This is a genomic window from Pseudomonas sp. MF08817 (assembly GCF_059862705.1).
This window is the reverse complement of record NZ_JCBCUY010000046.1, coordinates 1-14,611: the sequence shown is the minus strand read 5'-3', so window position 1 is coordinate 14,611 and position 14,611 is coordinate 1. Positions and strand designations below refer to the sequence as shown.

15 protein-coding genes are annotated in these 14,611 nt (G+C 53.9%); 5 read left to right on the top strand and 10 right to left on the bottom strand.

The genetic code is table 11. From position 1 onward, the window contains the following. Nucleotides 1–15: 15 nt before the first annotated feature. The 8 genes from AC19YR_RS22290 to AC19YR_RS22255 all read right to left on the bottom strand — a co-directional run bounded on the left by AC19YR_RS22290 (nucleotide 16) and on the right by AC19YR_RS22255 (nucleotide 7,504). Nucleotides 16–501 carry a hypothetical protein gene (locus AC19YR_RS22290; RefSeq protein ID WP_023082871.1) on the bottom strand — a complete coding sequence of 162 codons (486 nt, stop codon included), beginning with the start codon at nucleotides 499–501 and terminating at the stop codon, nucleotides 16–18. A gap of 143 nt (nucleotides 502–644) precedes the next feature. Further along, on the bottom strand, nucleotides 645–1,004 hold the full coding sequence (locus AC19YR_RS22285; RefSeq protein ID WP_023082872.1) for a histone-like nucleoid-structuring protein, MvaT/MvaU family: 360 nt from the start codon (nucleotides 1,002–1,004) through the stop codon (nucleotides 645–647). Between the two features lie 186 nt (nucleotides 1,005–1,190). Beyond that, nucleotides 1,191–1,835: a hypothetical protein gene (locus AC19YR_RS22280; protein ID WP_023082873.1), complete on the bottom strand. Its 645-nt coding sequence runs from the start codon at nucleotides 1,833–1,835 to the stop codon at nucleotides 1,191–1,193. Nucleotides 1,836–1,900: 65 nt separating this feature from the next. Then, entirely contained in the window at nucleotides 1,901–2,884 is a 984-nt protein-coding gene (locus AC19YR_RS22275; RefSeq protein ID WP_023082874.1) for a ParB/RepB/Spo0J family partition protein, read from the bottom strand. A gap of 930 nt (nucleotides 2,885–3,814) precedes the next feature. Beyond that, nucleotides 3,815–4,120 (bottom strand): hypothetical protein, encoded by a 306-nt coding sequence (locus AC19YR_RS22270; RefSeq protein ID WP_023049065.1) that lies wholly within the window; start codon nucleotides 4,118–4,120, stop codon nucleotides 3,815–3,817. 390 nt (nucleotides 4,121–4,510) lie between these two features. Continuing rightward, nucleotides 4,511–5,527 carry a ParB/RepB/Spo0J family partition protein gene (locus AC19YR_RS22265; RefSeq protein WP_031312470.1) on the bottom strand — a complete coding sequence of 339 codons (1,017 nt, stop codon included), beginning with the start codon at nucleotides 5,525–5,527 and terminating at the stop codon, nucleotides 4,511–4,513. A 153-nt stretch (nucleotides 5,528–5,680) separates the two neighbouring features. Further along, a complete protein-coding gene (locus AC19YR_RS22260; protein WP_083377969.1) occupies nucleotides 5,681–6,814 on the bottom strand; it encodes a ParA family protein in 1,134 nt (377 codons plus the stop codon). Nucleotides 6,815–7,024: 210 nt separating this feature from the next. Beyond that, a complete protein-coding gene (locus tag AC19YR_RS22255; protein WP_083377970.1) occupies nucleotides 7,025–7,504 on the bottom strand; it encodes a partitioning protein in 480 nt (159 codons plus the stop codon). Between the two features lie 1,028 nt (nucleotides 7,505–8,532). Between AC19YR_RS22255 and AC19YR_RS22250 the strand changes: the two genes are divergently transcribed. Further along, nucleotides 8,533–9,399, top strand: a complete 867-nt coding sequence (locus AC19YR_RS22250; RefSeq protein WP_083377971.1) for a replication initiation protein — start codon at nucleotides 8,533–8,535, stop codon at nucleotides 9,397–9,399. 158 nt (nucleotides 9,400–9,557) lie between these two features. Here AC19YR_RS22250 and AC19YR_RS22245 read toward each other — a convergent pair whose 3' ends face one another. Next, the gene (locus tag AC19YR_RS22245; protein WP_083377972.1) at nucleotides 9,558–9,899 is read right to left on the bottom strand and encodes a hypothetical protein; all 342 of its coding nucleotides are present in this window, start codon (nucleotides 9,897–9,899) and stop codon (nucleotides 9,558–9,560) included. A gap of 100 nt (nucleotides 9,900–9,999) precedes the next feature. Further along, on the bottom strand, nucleotides 10,000–10,320 hold the full coding sequence (locus tag AC19YR_RS22240) for a hypothetical protein (protein WP_143479508.1): 321 nt from the start codon (nucleotides 10,318–10,320) through the stop codon (nucleotides 10,000–10,002). Nucleotides 10,321–10,468: 148 nt separating this feature from the next. On the opposite strand from AC19YR_RS22240, the gene AC19YR_RS22235 reads away from it, so the two are divergent. The 4 genes from AC19YR_RS22235 to AC19YR_RS22220 all read left to right on the top strand — a co-directional run bounded on the left by AC19YR_RS22235 (nucleotide 10,469) and on the right by AC19YR_RS22220 (nucleotide 14,245). After that, a complete protein-coding gene (locus AC19YR_RS22235) occupies nucleotides 10,469–11,971 on the top strand; it encodes a UvrD-helicase domain-containing protein (RefSeq protein WP_083377995.1) in 1,503 nt (500 codons plus the stop codon). 377 nt (nucleotides 11,972–12,348) lie between these two features. Next, nucleotides 12,349–12,615, top strand: coding sequence for a hypothetical protein (locus tag AC19YR_RS22230; RefSeq protein WP_179195537.1), 267 nt, complete (start codon nucleotides 12,349–12,351; stop codon nucleotides 12,613–12,615). A gap of 196 nt (nucleotides 12,616–12,811) precedes the next feature. Further along, the gene (locus tag AC19YR_RS22225) at nucleotides 12,812–13,786 is read left to right on the top strand and encodes a DNA replication terminus site-binding protein (RefSeq protein WP_086223403.1); all 975 of its coding nucleotides are present in this window, start codon (nucleotides 12,812–12,814) and stop codon (nucleotides 13,784–13,786) included. 183 nt (nucleotides 13,787–13,969) lie between these two features. Continuing rightward, on the top strand, nucleotides 13,970–14,245 hold the full coding sequence (locus tag AC19YR_RS22220; protein ID WP_086223402.1) for a hypothetical protein: 276 nt from the start codon (nucleotides 13,970–13,972) through the stop codon (nucleotides 14,243–14,245). Nucleotides 14,246–14,611 lie beyond the last annotated feature (366 nt).

The window sequence follows — 14,611 nt, the reverse complement described above, 5'->3', positions numbered from 1 at the left end:
CGAGTAACAGCCAGCTTATTCGCTGGCTTGGCCGAAGGTGGTGCCTCGAATATTGTTTGCCTCGTCGCAGATCCGAGCTACCTCCAGTAGTGCCTTCAGCGCTCTATCCTCCGTCTCCCTCGTGGCAAAGGCAATCATGAACCCATGCAGCAGGCCGGTGAGCATTGCCCCACTGTCAGCAACGTTTCGGTTCCCTGCAACGGCGGAAAATTGCTCCAGGAGGGCAGCAGGTGCCTTCAGAAGAAATTCCTGGCCGAGGGATTTTCCGATGCTTGCTGCATGAACACACTGGTGAGCCAAAGCTTCTTCAGGCGACATCGGTGTACCGTCATAATGCTCGAATGACGCCTTTACATGGTTGCGGCCGTGCATGCCGGCGGCGATGCTTTCAGCTCCCTGACGGATCTTCTCAACTGCAATACTGGCTATGCTGAAGTCTGTTTGGGCTTCATCCATAACCGCGGCCAACAGGCGTTCATCGACGTTTTCAGTGCTATCCATCTGATCCTCCGTTGATAGTTATTTACCTCCATTTCAAGTTCTCATTCAATTGGAAAAACCCAAGTTCCCGTGGGCAAATCGAGCTCATAAAAAAGGCCGGGATCACCGGCCTTGTATTCTGGAAGCTCAGCGCACGCGCCGGCTCACTGGGTTCGCCATGTCTCGACTACATCAGCGCCATGCTGTTGCTTCCACTCCTTGAGCGTCTTCTGGTTGCCGCCCTTGGTCTCAACGATCTCACCTGTGTTGGGGTTCCGATAGATCTTGACTGCTCGTTGGGCACGAGGTTTGCCAGGCTGATGGGAAACCTGCTTTCGATAGTCCGGGTCAAGAATCGCGATGATGTCACGCAGGTTCTTGCCATACTCAGACATCAAGGATCGCAGCTTTTCCTCGAACTCCATCTCCTTCAAAAGGGCTTCATTTCCGCTCAGCTTCTTCAGTCGGTCCTGAAGCTCCTTGATGGCTTCTTCTGTGGCTCGGTACTCGGTGATGAGGGACATCTTGTCTCCTTGGTTTTGGTTTCATGGCCTGAGCCGTGACGGGATGCGCCAGGCTTGCTAGGGCTGCTGGTTAAATCATGCCTGCCGTTGCAAGGAATGCATAGCCTGCAAGGAATCCGGCGGAAGGCCAGAAGGCATAAAACTGAATGTTGGCGAAGAGTTTCTTCTTCATGTCGTCCAGGAGGGCTAACCCTCCTCCTCCAAGCGGTTGATTTCGGCAATTACGCCCTGCATGTTTTCGATCGCAATTTCGGCGGCTTTCCGGGCCTTGCCGAACAGTGATTCCTTTCCTTCAAGCAGGGAGTCGAGGCGGTTGTTCTCGCGCCGGAGCTGCTTAGCAATGGCATCAAAGTCTTCACCCTCAGGGGGTTTCTTGCCCTGGAGCTTGAGTTCCATGGCTTCGGACTGCTTCAGCATCAGATCGCGAACAACGGTACGCTGAGTCGCGCTTTTTTCGTCGAACCCATTGATGCTTTCGAAAACCTTCACGGCCGCTTTCACACTGGACAAGGCTTTGGTGCCTACTTCGGACTTCCCTGCCTTGGTTTGAGTGGCTGCCTTCTCAGTATTCACGCCAGATGCACCATTGCTGCTCGAGGGAGCATTGTCACCTCCCGCCTGGCCGCCGGCGGCCTCGGCTGTCTTCTCTTCGGTGCAACCTTCAGCCATCTGCTGAGAAATACTCGCCGCCCCATCCGGAGCATCCGGAGCATCCGGAGCATCGTTCGTAGCATCTGAATCATCAGCCGAAGAATTGGACGCGGAGCCACCCTCGCCACCGAAGAGGTTCGGGCCAAAATCCATTATTGTGTCGTCCTGAGGTGTTTGCATGTGGGGTACTCCTTTTCTGTTCGGGCTTTAACCTATGAAATCACCCTTCCAAAAAATCCCAACCCTCACGTCTCCTCAGCGTATCTGGCCTGCATTTTTGCCTTCACCCGATTCTCCAGCCTCTTTGCTACGTCCACAACAAACGCAAGGAACTGAAGATCGAGGCCTTCCTCAACCTCATTCATGATGTCGTCGGCAACGCCCTCAGCTTCTCGACCAAACTGCATTCCTGCATCAGCCATTTCGAACAGTAGCTGAGCCGCTGGCTTTCTCTCCGAGGTATAGAAAATGTCCGACTCTTGCTCGATCGCGGCTATTTGGTTAGCCGGCGCTTCGTGTGCTGAATCAGCATCTTCATCATCGTCAAGCGGCACCGGCGGTGGCAGGTGACTGCTTTTTTCTGGGGGCGGAAGTGACTTATTGGACAACGCAGGTTTCGCTCTGCCCTCCTCTCTCATGTCCTTCGCGGCCTTACGTATTGCCTTAGGCCCGCGGCTACACAACTCTTGCTGAGCCTCTTTCTCGAGCTTAGCCACCTGTTCCGCGGCGGATACGCTCACTTCACCAGATTTGACAGCATCTAACAGCTCTTTGGTGCCGTCCCGGACAACCTTGCAGGCAGAAGACACAGAGCGTGGGCTGATACCCAGGACTTTGGCTGCCTCCTCAATAGCCATCTTTGCGGCTTCCAACTCCTGCCCGGCTGCTTTCTCCAGGTCAACAGTGATAGCGCTGTTCCCACGCAGTGAGGACAGCTCGGCAGCGATCAAAGCCCGTTGTGCTACGGTGAGCTGCCGGCGGTAGAGGTTCAAAGAGAGGACGTAACCCAGGGCATCATCTCCTGTGTATTCCTCTGTTCGTGGTTCGATCAGCAGATCCTTGCAAACGCGATATCGGTTACGCCCATCAAGGATCTTTCCTTCATAGAGAACGATCGGTGCACGCTGTCCGTTGGTATCGATATCTTCAAGCAGGGCTTCGTAGTCATCACCGATGATTAGCGGAAAAAGCTGAGCGTAATCGTGAAACGCCAAATCATAGCTTTGCATAAGCAGCTTCTCGTTCCGGGTTTTATCAAGGAACGATAAGTCGAACACATAAATAAATGACGCCTTTTCAGGTCGTTTTTGCGTCTGAATTTGCGGCCATCTTGCTGGCCTGCCTTCGACATTCGCGCAAAAAAAACCCTGCCGTTTAAGCAGGGGTTGTGATCTACAGAAGCCTAGGACAATAAATCTAAATCAATATTAAATCTTCTCTTGAAGTTGGCTTATTAATTCCTCGAGAGCTTCCTGATCTGGTTTGGTGTCAACGAATCTAAGCGACTTGTCTGAAAGGACTTCCATGACGCCCCATTTCAATTCATGTAAATCCTGGCCCGGCTCCGGTGGCGTCTCCCAGTAGGGAAAGCTTCTGACTACATGAGGCGGCATCTTTGTGATCATGGCTGAATCTCGGTATTTTCTGTCAAGGCAAAGGCTGCATGCTAATCAGTGTATAAATATACAGTCCTGCATCACTACACAAAAACGGCGTCAAAGGTTCGTCATCTTTTCAGCTCGTAAACTGGTTGCAGGACGGCAACACCTATAAAAAGTTGTCTCACAGCACAGCATAAGCTAGGGCCATGTCTACAGCAAACATTAGGCCATCACAGACCATTTAAGGCGTGATAAGTTTCATTAATTTGATGTTTTTTGAGCTTTTCTGAGCGCCGCTAAGCCGACCCGTTCCTACAGAAGGAAAGCGAACTGGCGGTGGTAAAAGCATAGGTTATCGCGGAGATCTATGTAGATCATTTCCCGTCCGGAGTATGGGATGGCCCGTGGATAGCCAACCTTTGAGCTTCTGAGCTAAGCCCATGGCGCTCGCCCTACTCTCCGCGCGCGCTCAAGCAACCAGGGAAGCGAATGAGCTTGTGCGCGTCCTGAATATCGACTCCGATCGGATCGAGCTCGGATCTAGGCATCGGCCACGGTTCATTCGCACTCACTCACCGACACCTTCGGCCTGAGCCAGCCTTGCCTGCGCACCTCTGCCATCGCCGCTTCCAGCTCAGGAATCGAGGAGATGTCGCAAGACACCGTTGGTTTTTTTCCTTTGCGGTCTGTCGGCAACTGCAATATGACCTGTTCAGGATCGCTCAGGGAGACCTTGAATTTTATGCTCGGGAGTCCGCTAAAGATGATGCTGGTCTTCGTTAGGTTCAGCTCAGCTGAAGCCTGCCGCACCTCACCTTCGTGCTCATACGCCAGCGAGATACGGTGTTTGGTTGAATTGCTCATAGATAACCCCTGGCGCTTGGTCTGCGCAAATTTGCGTGACGCTTAGTGCTTTGTTTTGAGCCCGCGCCTCGCCTCGGATGAACCGATCTTCGCTGCTCAACATGTGAATCCGCGCTGGGGCCGAACACTTCAGCCAGTGCTCTGAAATCACAGAAAACAGCTCGATACGGCTCAGGCCGAGCAAATGCTCAGGCTCAATCTTTGACAGCTGTGCGAGCGTGGTGAATCGTGTCTGCGGTTGCACCCTGAGCTCTGGTTGCGCGACTGCGGTTGCCATATATCCCTATCTCGAAGTCTGAAAACCATATTCTGTCATGGCATTTCGCCTTCGTGTTCGCGTTTTCTAACCAGTTTCGCGTCTGAAATAATTCATTACGACACTACTGATAATCATTCGCTTGTAATCAGGGAGCGATCAATGGTCTTCAAGAAAGCCTCAAATTGTTCCGCCAGCCGCTTCGCATCTACCGTTTTCTCGCATCGAAACTCGACTTTTTTCCCATCTACACGAACCTTGCCTATCCCACTGATTTCTTTATCGGTGAACTTGCCCGGCGTCTTCTGCTGATCACGCGAGGCAAGCTCCTTCGCTAACCATCGTAGGGCATGCTCCTGCGTCCATTGATGATCGCGCATAGAGGTAACTGCTTGCAGAAGCAGCGCCGGCTCGGTACGACTGAATTCAATGAAGTCCTTTGCCCATTTCCCGCCGATAAGCCCCGGATTCGTGTCGAGTATTGCTCGCACTTCCTCTGGCAGATCCATTAGGAGAAGACACCTGCTAACTATCGAATGGTTGACCCCTACCCTGCGCGCGAGAGCACGAATCGAGCTTTCCTCCCCTGCTCGCATGATCGCGGCATAAGAACGGCCGCGCTCATACTCGGTCAGAGCTTCCTGTCCCTCGTTGTCGGTTAGGGCCAGAATCTTCGCCATTGCATCCGTAACGGAGCGTACATAGGCGGTCACGGTTTCCCTGCCCAGCAGCTTGTGAGCACGCCAACGGCGCTCGCCGCCGATCAACTCATAAACTCCATCCCCGACAGGGCGGACCGTCAACGGCTTTACCAGTCCAACAGAGGCGATCGAGTTCGCTAGATCCTCAATAGCTGCTTCGCTGAAGGTCAAACGAGGTTGAAACGGAGATACCCGAATCGAATCGACCTTCACCTCAGCAAGAACGCCGCTGTCACTTGCGGCAACAGCCTCATCATTATGACCTGGTGCTGGAGCTAACACTGCGGCCGGACTTGGCGCACTGACCTCCTGTTCTGCCCGTTGTGCGGCGAGCATGTCTGCAACGGAGACCCTGAGATTAGGCTCAGCAATTTCCGCGGGTGGGCGAACTCCAGTGACCCATTGAGGGGGGGTCTTTTTTTGACCTGGGTAATCCTCCGACTTGGCCATATTTCCTCCGAAACCTAGTGGTGGTGCTCCGAGCACCACTCAATTCTCAAGATTTAAGTGGTGCTCCGAGCACCATTATTTTCTGATTTTCGCTGGTGGTGCTCCGAGCACCACTCAAATCTAACGACCCTGGTGCTCCGAGCACCACCTCAATCACTGCGCGGCCAGATCGCGTATTCGTTTCAGCGCTTCACCAAACACGCTGCGCATCGAGTCAATCGTTTTGGAAGACGCACCTTTCCAGACAAGCAGGGGAACGCCTTGATCAAGTGCTTTTCCGTAATCCTCGGAGTAATAGAGTTTTTCCTCTGATACCCGACCAGGGAAAAGATCATTCAGGACAACCAGGTTACTGAGGATGCGTTTGCGGTTGCGGATGAACATCGTAGGAATAGCGAGCACTCCTGGAGAGCGGCGATACGCTTTCGCAAATCGGACCATCCAGTCGTTAAGCCGCATCAGAGCCCGGAACGAAAATTTGTCCATCCGCACGGGGCAGAGCACAAAGTCGCTGGCAACGATAGAGTTCTTGGTGAGCCTGGAGGCGGTAGGCGCGTTGTCGAACAGAATCACATCATAAGAGGAGATATCGACACCTGGGATTTCTCCGCTACGCGCCCGCTCAAGCCACCCGGCGTACCAGAAGTCCATGTTATTTTCGGCATCGAGTGCGACGGCCAGGTCTTCAAGGTATGCATCGGCAGGAATCAGGTGTGGCCCGTTTTCACCGAATGGCTTCTTGACCACTTCCTCGAAAGTCATCGGATCAAAACATCTCACCCGGAGATCGGGACTCAGGAGGCTACCAAAGTGGCCGGCGACATAGCGATCGGCAGGTATTCCCATTGCCTCGAGATCTGATAGTGCGAGATCTGGATCGTAGCCAAACACGCTGGACGAATCGCCTTGAGGATCGTTATCAACGCAAAGCACCCGCAGACCCGCGAGCTGAAGATATACAGCAAAGTTGACCGAGGTTGTCGTCTTTCCAGTGCCGCCTTTCTGCACGAACGTCGAGATAACAATCTGCCGGGGCAATCCCTTTGTGTAGCCTTTCGCTCGTCGAAGCGCGGCGATGTCAAAAATGTCGCGAAGCGTGTAAGCCCTGGATGTGACGGTTCCTCGCGGAACCCGCCGAATCTCGATGCCGTTTTCGTCTTCAATATCCTTGAGGCGCCGGGTTGTAAGGCCGAAGCAGTCGGCCGCGAACTGGGGGGGATAGAGGAGGGCGTCGAAGTCGGTGTAGTTGACCGTTTCTTCTTCAAACTGCTCGCTTGACTGCTGCATGACAATCCCTGCATTTGCTGAATACAGGGTGGATGATAATACGTAAAGCCGTATTTTCAAGGCTAAATCATGGTAGGGGTGTTTTTTACGCTGCTTATCCCGAACTGAAGGCTGGTTTTTGTGCCTATCAGTTCGGGTTTAGGGCTAGATTTTATGGTTAGACGCGAACTGGCTTTTGCATGAAGAGAGGAGGGCAGTTCTGTGATCTGGTTAGGCGTACTGTTTTTGAGCTTGGGTGCGTGCGCGTTTGAAGTCGGCGCTGATGTAGTTGACAGTGAACTGAGTGTCCAGTGGATGCGATTCGACAACCACCTCGGTGGAGCCAGATAAGAAGGTCACGTTTTCAAAGCCAAGGCCGGATTCATCAGTGCTGATTTGCAGTTGGTTCCTGAAGCCATTTAGCACCTCCTCCAGATGGAGCTTGTCAGCTTTTACCGTAGCTACATCCAGGACCCCTTCAGCATTAAAGGCCAGTTGAATGTCACTGACGCCCTCGAGATTGACCTCCCACTCTGAAAGGTTCAGTACCGGCCCGCCGGTGTAGGAAGTACCAATCTTGTCGATGATGGTGTAGTGCTGCTGGACGTCTACGATCGTCGTAACGCCTACAGCTAGGCTTACCGGCTCCGGCGCTATAGCAGCCATGCTGAGCAGATAAGCTGCGACGCCCGCGAAAGCGGCAGTATTCATTGGGTTCCTCCAGGTCGTGTTCGGTTGGGATCATTTTCTCCTCGCCGACCTGGTGGGTGTGCTGCTTTCGAACCGAATTGTCGTCGGAAAAACGGCCTTCGGATTCTGAGTCTGCTTTTGGCTTCGGTTTTGGCCTTTGCTTCTCAACCTTCAGAAAAATTAGCTTTCCAGTTTTAAAAGCCTTTTAACTGTTTTTCTCTTGTTGTTCTCTTGTTTTTAGAAGGCTGGAGCCCTTGTGCCACGGGGCCTCCAGAGGACCATCGACTACAAATTACGGCATTGCGACTACAGATTCCGGCATTGCGACTATGGATTCCGGCTGATGCGACTACAGATTCCGGCTGATGCGACTACAGATTCCGGCCGTTATCCACAGGCCGGATAGGAGGGCCTGGGTTGCGCCTAACGACTACAGATTCCGGCTGTTGGGTGGCCCACGTAGCACGAGTTTGATTTTTCATGGCTCGATTTCAAGCCATTTTGTGCTCTGAATTTGCCAGCGTGGGCTAAGGCTTCGCCAAAAAAACTATAACTCATTGATTTTAATAGATATTTGCATGATTTCGTCGTTTATTTGACGTTTATCCCTGTGCTGCCCCATGCCCGCGTTGAATCGCCAATAAATAGTCTTCCCAGTCCTCATCTGAACCTATCGACTACAGATTACGGCTGCTGTAACAGCCATCCGCCCGATACGACTACAGATTACGGCTATGCCTGGACGGGCGTTACCAGGCAGCAGTGGCATCCAATTCTTTGCTATCGACTACAGATTACGGCTGCGGATCGAAGGTATCGCGCACCATCGACTACAGATTACGGCTGTGTACGCGCCGGACGGGAGGCCAATCGACTACAGATTACGGCTTCCACCTATCGACTACAGATCCATGTACCGTCGAGCTATCTGAATAGGTGGTTGGCTGTAAGGCCCATGGTTACTGGGGGGTTAGAGATTAGACGACTCCTGGGTATCGACTACAGAGGAATCTCTCTGTAGGGTTCCGTTATTAATCGTAGGGCCAGACATGTCCAATTTACCCAAACCTACCAAACCGGAACCTAAGCCGCTCCGGGTCACGAAATCCAATACGCTGATTACCGCGTCGTACCGGCTGACCCTCAACGAGCAGCGGTTGATCCTCGCGGCTATCAGCAAGCTCGATCCACGAAGGCCCATGCCGAAAAAGGTGTCCGTGTCGGCCGTGGACTATTCGGATATCTACGGCGTCCAGCTCCGGCATGCCTATGAGCAGATGAAAGTGGCAGCTGATGAGCTGTACGAGCGCGACATCAAGACCTTTGACGGGTCCGGCATGGAGCGGAAGCGCTGGGTTGATCGGGCCAAATACCTGGATGGTGAAGGTCGCGTTGAGTTGTCGTTCACCATTCATGTCATGCCCTATCTCACGATGCTGTACAGCAAAGTGACTAGCTATGATCTACGGCGGGTAGCCTGCCTGGACTCGAGCCATTCATTCCGGCTGTTCGAGATGTTGATGCAATTTCGGAAGACTGGATGGGCCTACATCGAGGTTGAAGCCTTGCGGGTAGCCCTTGGCTTGTCGGATGCCTATCAACGATTCAATAACCTCCGCCAGAGGGTCATAGATCCGGCAGTTGAGGAGCTGAAGACAAAGAGCAATCTGGATGTCAGCTACGAGTTGAGAAGGGAAGGGCGGAAGGTGATCGCTATCAAATTCACCTTCTGTGATCTCGCACAGCTCCCGCTTAATCTGGAACTTGACCCTGAGGATCTTCCACCGCTTCCTGAGTATGACCCTGCCGAAGAAAGCGAATGGCTGGTCACTAAGCCCCTGGGCGAGTTGGCTGAAGCTCAGGAAGCTGGACTGCTGTTCGCTGTTTCGGCGGAGGAAGAAGATCAACCTGATTAGCATGCGTCGTCATCTTACGACCGTTTGTGCCTTTGTGAGCAGTGTCGCCGGTGCTTTTTCCCGCCCATGTCGTCATTTGCCGCCCTTTAAGTGCCGCTCCCACAAAAAACCCGCCTTAATGGCGGGTTTTTCTTAGCCCGGTCTGGAGCGTGCAGGGCTCAGTAATTAGGCACAAGCGTGAAGAGGCTTCGCCGCCATTGGCATACATCCTCGCCTGTTGCTCGGCCAGCGGTTTTGAGCGCGTCGAAGACGCTCAAAGCAAACGACATTGCAGCCTGGTCATCTTCGTGAAGGTCGACAATCACAACAGGAAACTGGTCGCCGTCATCAGCATCTGGTGTTGCTATGGCGACTGTCTGAATTCCCCAGGTGATACCGTCATCGTAAGGCTCTACAACAAATCGCTTGAGCCGGCGAATCATGCCCTCACGAATCATCTGAATCAGATCGGTGCAGACCGGCTCCGATTGGCGCTGCTGGAAAAGTTGGATGGCTGTCATAAGCTACGGCTCCCTTGATATGCGCTCATCCTGCCAGCAGACCCGTAAATCCCAAACGGAACTCCCCTGTCTTTGTTCGGCATCAGATTGGTGGCGAACCCTAGCATTCTTTTCCTCCCAGGCAGGGCGTCCTATTTCCGGCGTGAGGTGGCGGAAGATCAACGAGGGTGGGAGTGGCTACGCAGAATGCTGTTTGCATGCCAGAAACATCACCGTCCCAGCACTCGCATTCGGCATCCCAAGCTTCGCGATTAAAGTCGAAGGTTGTCCCGAGATCAACAGTCCCATCCAGGGTGGGGTATGCCCCTCTCAAGGTTCCGTTGATCAGCACCGCGTAGCAATCGTCGCCGATTTGCAATGCTTTCCCTGGATTGGCTTCAAGATGACGCTGATAGGAAGAAAGGGTCTCGTCGTAAGTCATGGTTGCTGCTCTGATTCCGGGTGTGAGAAGACATTGCCAGCTCTACAGAAAAACCCAAATCCTGAAGAGGACAGAGCTAGCAGCCCCCCGCTTGGGTTTGTGCGTGGCTATGCAACCATGGAGCCATATCAGAACGGAGATCCAAGGGATGAACTTCACCCACGAACAGGAGCCAGCGATTAACTCGTTGGCCCGTATCGTCAAGCTGGTGGCTTTTGCTGGAACAGGAAAGACCACTACGCTTGTTGGCTATGCCAAGGCTCGGCCTCAATGCCGTCTGCTCTACCTCTGCTACAACAAAAGCGTCGAGATTGCTGCCAAGCAAAAATTTCCGCCGAACGTGACGTGCAAAACAGCCCACGGCTTGGCTTATGCGTCGATCGGATCGAAGTACAGACACAAGCTTACGAGCAACCTGCGCCTGACCGACATCGCAAGGATTATCGGCTCTCAGAACTGGGAATTGGTGCGCAGCGTGCAAGAGACGCTGAACAATTATTTGGCCAGCGCGGATGACGACATCGAGCTATGTCACTGCCCCGTCAACAAGCTCAAAACGGAGCGAATGAAGCGCGCCGCCGGCAGCATCGTAGAAGGAGCCAGGCAGCTTTGGTTGCAAATGTGCGACATCCATAACGAGGCTGTGAATATTACGCACGACGGGTACCTCAAGCTCTGGGCCCTGTCGAAACCGAACTTGCGGGACCGTTACGATATTGCGCTTGGAGATGAGGCACAGGACATCAATCCAGTGATTGCTGGTGTGCTTGCGCAGCAGGCGGCATACGGTATGGGTGTAGTCGTCTGTGGTGATGGCCATCAGATGCTCTACCGTTTCAGGGGGGCTGTAGATGCTCTCAATGCAACCTGGCTCGACAAAGCGGAAGTCCATTACCTCACTCAGTCGTTTCGATTCGGGTCTGCCGTTGCGCACGTGGCCAACATGGTTCTCGCGTTCAAGGGCGAATCCCGCCAACTGGCTGGGCTTGGCGGCGAGACTCGTGTTTCTAAGGCATTACCAGCTGACCTTGAACATCGAACCGTACTCTGCCGCACGGTAGTTGGAGTGATCGAGACGGCGCTGGCCAATGTAGAGGCCGGTGCAAAGATCTACTGGGTTGGGGGGATCGATGGTTACAACCTCCAGGATATTGAAGACCTACATGCTCTATCAAAGGGGTGGCGTGACCGAGTGAAGGGGAAAAAACTCCTCCAGGAATATCCTGATTACGATCTCTACAAGCAGATTGCCGATGAAAGCCAAGACCCCGAGATGAACCGTTCTATCAAGATCATCGAGCAGTACAGCGCGGATCTTCCGGAGTTGTTTGCCAAGCTGCGGCGCAATGCTGTCACCGATGAGCTTGAAGCCACCATCACTCTCAGCACCGCGCATCGCTCGAAGGGCTTGGAATGGGATGCTGTGCAACTGGCTGAGGACTTCACCTTCGATCCATTCAATCCGGACAACGAAAAGGAACCATGGATTGATGAAATGAACCTCCTCTACGTCGCGTGTACGCGTGCTATGCGGGTTCTGGCTGTCAACTCGACGATGTTGGAGATCATGAAAGAGTTCGTCGACCGGCGTGACGGCCGCAAGCCAAATACCCCGATGGTTTTCAGAAAGAAACAGGCTGCTGCCGCGTAGTGCTCCTCGATCATTGGGTTATCCGGGGCTCGTACTAGGATCGGATTTGACCATTAGGTTGCCGATGGAGCGTAGATGAGTCAGAAAAAGCCAACCCAGCGGGATCTGGACCTGCTAGCGATGCCGAGCATTGCCAGCCAGCTACCTGTTTGCTTTGAGAATAAAACAGCCTGGCATGAGTTCGTCGGCGAGTGCCGCGGCTGCAACCAGCCCATCCCGGATGAGCATCTGAGAGGAGCTGTTACCCGACCGGCGCAGCGGTGTTTCACGATAGAAGCGAGTGGCCACTGCGCGGAGTGCAAGAGCATCACCAGGTTCCTACTTCGGCTTCATGATGATTTGACGGCTTCAGGCCCTATGAACGGGGTGTGGCAGACATGGAAACCGAAGCGGAAAAGCGTCTTCAGTTGGCTGCTTCGACTCTTGAAACCAACCCGCTAATCACAGGAGATATTCTCATGCCAATTTCTACAGGCCAGGCAGCTTTGCTTCAGCAGCTGCGTGATCAAGGCTATGTAGTCTTGCTCGTTGAGCCGAGCGAAACTGAACACATCAGTCGAGAAAGGTTGGAGAGCCGTTTGCGGGCCGATGCAGCCGATCACATTGAGGATCTGTTGTCCCTTGAGGCAGTCCGAGTTCGTTGAGCTGACACGTAGCAAATAAAGCCCGCCTCGAGCGGGTTTTTTTGTGAGCGGATTTTGGGATACTCGATAATACCACCCCTTCAATCGCGAGATGGCTTTCGCACCCTCGGGGTCGCTTCTGGTTAACATGGAGCGGAGGGGGAGGAGGGCGCAACGGATAGGCGCAGTGAAGGGGTGGTATTATGAGGATTCCTAGATGACTGACGCAATTGTTTCCGCTTACGAGCGCTTGGTCGAAACGGTTGGGGCTTTCAATGAGAAGTGGCCCACATTGGTTGTCGGCGGGATGATATGGCGCATCCCGCTCCTCACTGAACAGAGGACGCCATCTCGAATCAGTGTCCAGGTGCTGACAGGAAGTGACGCAATCAAGGTCGCTGTAGAGGCGCTACGCGAATTTGAGCGCGATCTCGGCCAGGCTCCAGGTACCGTGCTGCGTTTGCCGGGGTACTTTATCCTCTCCGGATCGATACTCGATGAGGGTAGGGCGGTGAATCGCTGCAAGAGCGAGCTGGTGGACGCGATCGAGGCTGAGCGCCTGTTTCGCAACGTCGCCGTCAGCCGTCGCTCCCACATCATGCGCCAGGCCCTGGGGAAAAATTTCTCTCTCAACCAGCTGAAGCGCGCAATTCAGGTGTTTGATGCAGCTCCAAGACAGATCACATTCACCTGGGCCGGTCACACCTCAGGAAAAGAGCGTGTCACTGTTGGCCACGTCCGTGAGGTACTGCTCGCCGAGGCCCATGAAAAGGCTATGGCCACCGGCGAGCCGGTGGTGAATAGCCCCCAATGGATCGATCTACGCAGCATCGCGAACATGGCTGAAACCGATGTGTTGGATGTGCCCAAGCCTATCGCTCCGCATCCACGGGCCATGCTGTGGTTTTCCGAGCGCAGCCGTTACGACGCAATGCTCCATGCCAACCTCCCATTCTTTGTACTTGACGGGCAACCTGCTGCAAGAATCGTTGGCCTCAAGGACTTCGATAGAGACGCGCGATCAGCAAAACGGCCTGACGTAAAGCAGCGATTGCCGGCACTCCCTGGGGGGCGCTTTTTCGTAGCCTCATCCAGTGCGGAATCAGTTGCCCAAGAGCCCAGCGCGCCGGATGGGCTTGAGGTGCTATCGACGTACCGAGAGTCGGTCAAAGACACCGCCGGACGGAAATAGATTTTCCTTATTTATCAATAAGTTATTCGCATAATAAGGATTATGTTAAACGAATAGCACCCTAATAATTAGGACGCAAAGAATATCCCTCATTGCTCTGAGCTGTTCAAGCCCCTCTTGAACCGCGTACGCTCCGCTGAGGCCGCTGCATCCCGCTAGCGGCCTGAAATGGAGATAGACAAGATGATGATTGATGGCGTTGAGAAACGAATCGAAGCCGGCGTGAATACGGCCCTGGACATGGTTGAGGTACTGGTTGCAGCTGGCCAGCCCCTCAAAGCTGCGATTGCCACCTCGCGAATACTCACGATGGAGGTTGTCCGCGAGTCTCTGGCAAAGAACCTGGCAAACAAAAGCGGCTCGGTGATTACTCACACCTTGGCCACTACGCCAGCCGAATCTGGGCCGGTACCGGCCCAGCACAGCACCAAAACGAAACAGCACCAGACCGTTGATTGATCATCGAGCCCGGCCGGGAGGTCTTCACGATACACCCGGCCAGGTACACAGTACGCCCCCTCGCTTGACTCATCTCCTCAGCACGGGCTGTAGCGCCCGGAAAGGTGCCCTGGAAGCTCAGGAAGGGATAACCCCTAGCACCCAGCGCTTCAAGCCGCATATGCCTCCTATCGGCAGTTTCCGGCCCGCTTGAACCCCGCGGCTTCGGCGTCCGCAGCGCTCTCAAACTCTACGCGGTTTGGGGATGTAAGCCGGAACCCCAGAAATTTCCGTCACCCTAGTTGGGTGGGCTCAACACTCGTGTCACCAGCTACCTTCTGGAGAATCGAGCTCGGCCATCCCTCCCTGGACGGGCATCGCTCGACG

What these genes read in the sequence shown, in the direction of transcription:
- AC19YR_RS22290 (WP_023082871.1), bottom strand. Translation starts at nt 501, where the DNA reads ATGGATAGCACTGAAAACGTCGATGAACGCCTGTTGGCCGCGGTTATG.
- AC19YR_RS22285 (WP_023082872.1), bottom strand. Translation starts at nt 1,004, where the DNA reads ATGTCCCTCATCACCGAGTACCGAGCCACAGAAGAAGCCATCAAGGAG.
- AC19YR_RS22280 (WP_023082873.1), bottom strand. Translation starts at nt 1,835, where the DNA reads ATGCAAACACCTCAGGACGACACAATAATGGATTTTGGCCCGAACCTC.
- AC19YR_RS22275 (WP_023082874.1), bottom strand. Translation starts at nt 2,884, where the DNA reads ATGCAAAGCTATGATTTGGCGTTTCACGATTACGCTCAGCTTTTTCCG.
- AC19YR_RS22270 (WP_023049065.1), bottom strand. Translation starts at nt 4,120, where the DNA reads ATGAGCAATTCAACCAAACACCGTATCTCGCTGGCGTATGAGCACGAA.
- AC19YR_RS22265 (WP_031312470.1), bottom strand. Translation starts at nt 5,527, where the DNA reads ATGGCCAAGTCGGAGGATTACCCAGGTCAAAAAAAGACCCCCCCTCAA.
- AC19YR_RS22260 (WP_083377969.1), bottom strand. Translation starts at nt 6,814, where the DNA reads ATGCAGCAGTCAAGCGAGCAGTTTGAAGAAGAAACGGTCAACTACACC.
- AC19YR_RS22255 (WP_083377970.1), bottom strand. Translation starts at nt 7,504, where the DNA reads ATGAATACTGCCGCTTTCGCGGGCGTCGCAGCTTATCTGCTCAGCATG.
- AC19YR_RS22250 (WP_083377971.1), top strand. Translation starts at nt 8,533, where the DNA reads ATGTCCAATTTACCCAAACCTACCAAACCGGAACCTAAGCCGCTCCGG.
- AC19YR_RS22245 (WP_083377972.1), bottom strand. Translation starts at nt 9,899, where the DNA reads ATGACAGCCATCCAACTTTTCCAGCAGCGCCAATCGGAGCCGGTCTGC.
- AC19YR_RS22240 (WP_143479508.1), bottom strand. Translation starts at nt 10,320, where the DNA reads ATGACTTACGACGAGACCCTTTCTTCCTATCAGCGTCATCTTGAAGCC.
- AC19YR_RS22235 (WP_083377995.1), top strand. Translation starts at nt 10,469, where the DNA reads ATGAACTTCACCCACGAACAGGAGCCAGCGATTAACTCGTTGGCCCGT.
- AC19YR_RS22230 (WP_179195537.1), top strand. Translation starts at nt 12,349, where the DNA reads ATGGAAACCGAAGCGGAAAAGCGTCTTCAGTTGGCTGCTTCGACTCTT.
- AC19YR_RS22225 (WP_086223403.1), top strand. Translation starts at nt 12,812, where the DNA reads ATGACTGACGCAATTGTTTCCGCTTACGAGCGCTTGGTCGAAACGGTT.
- AC19YR_RS22220 (WP_086223402.1), top strand. Translation starts at nt 13,970, where the DNA reads ATGATGATTGATGGCGTTGAGAAACGAATCGAAGCCGGCGTGAATACG.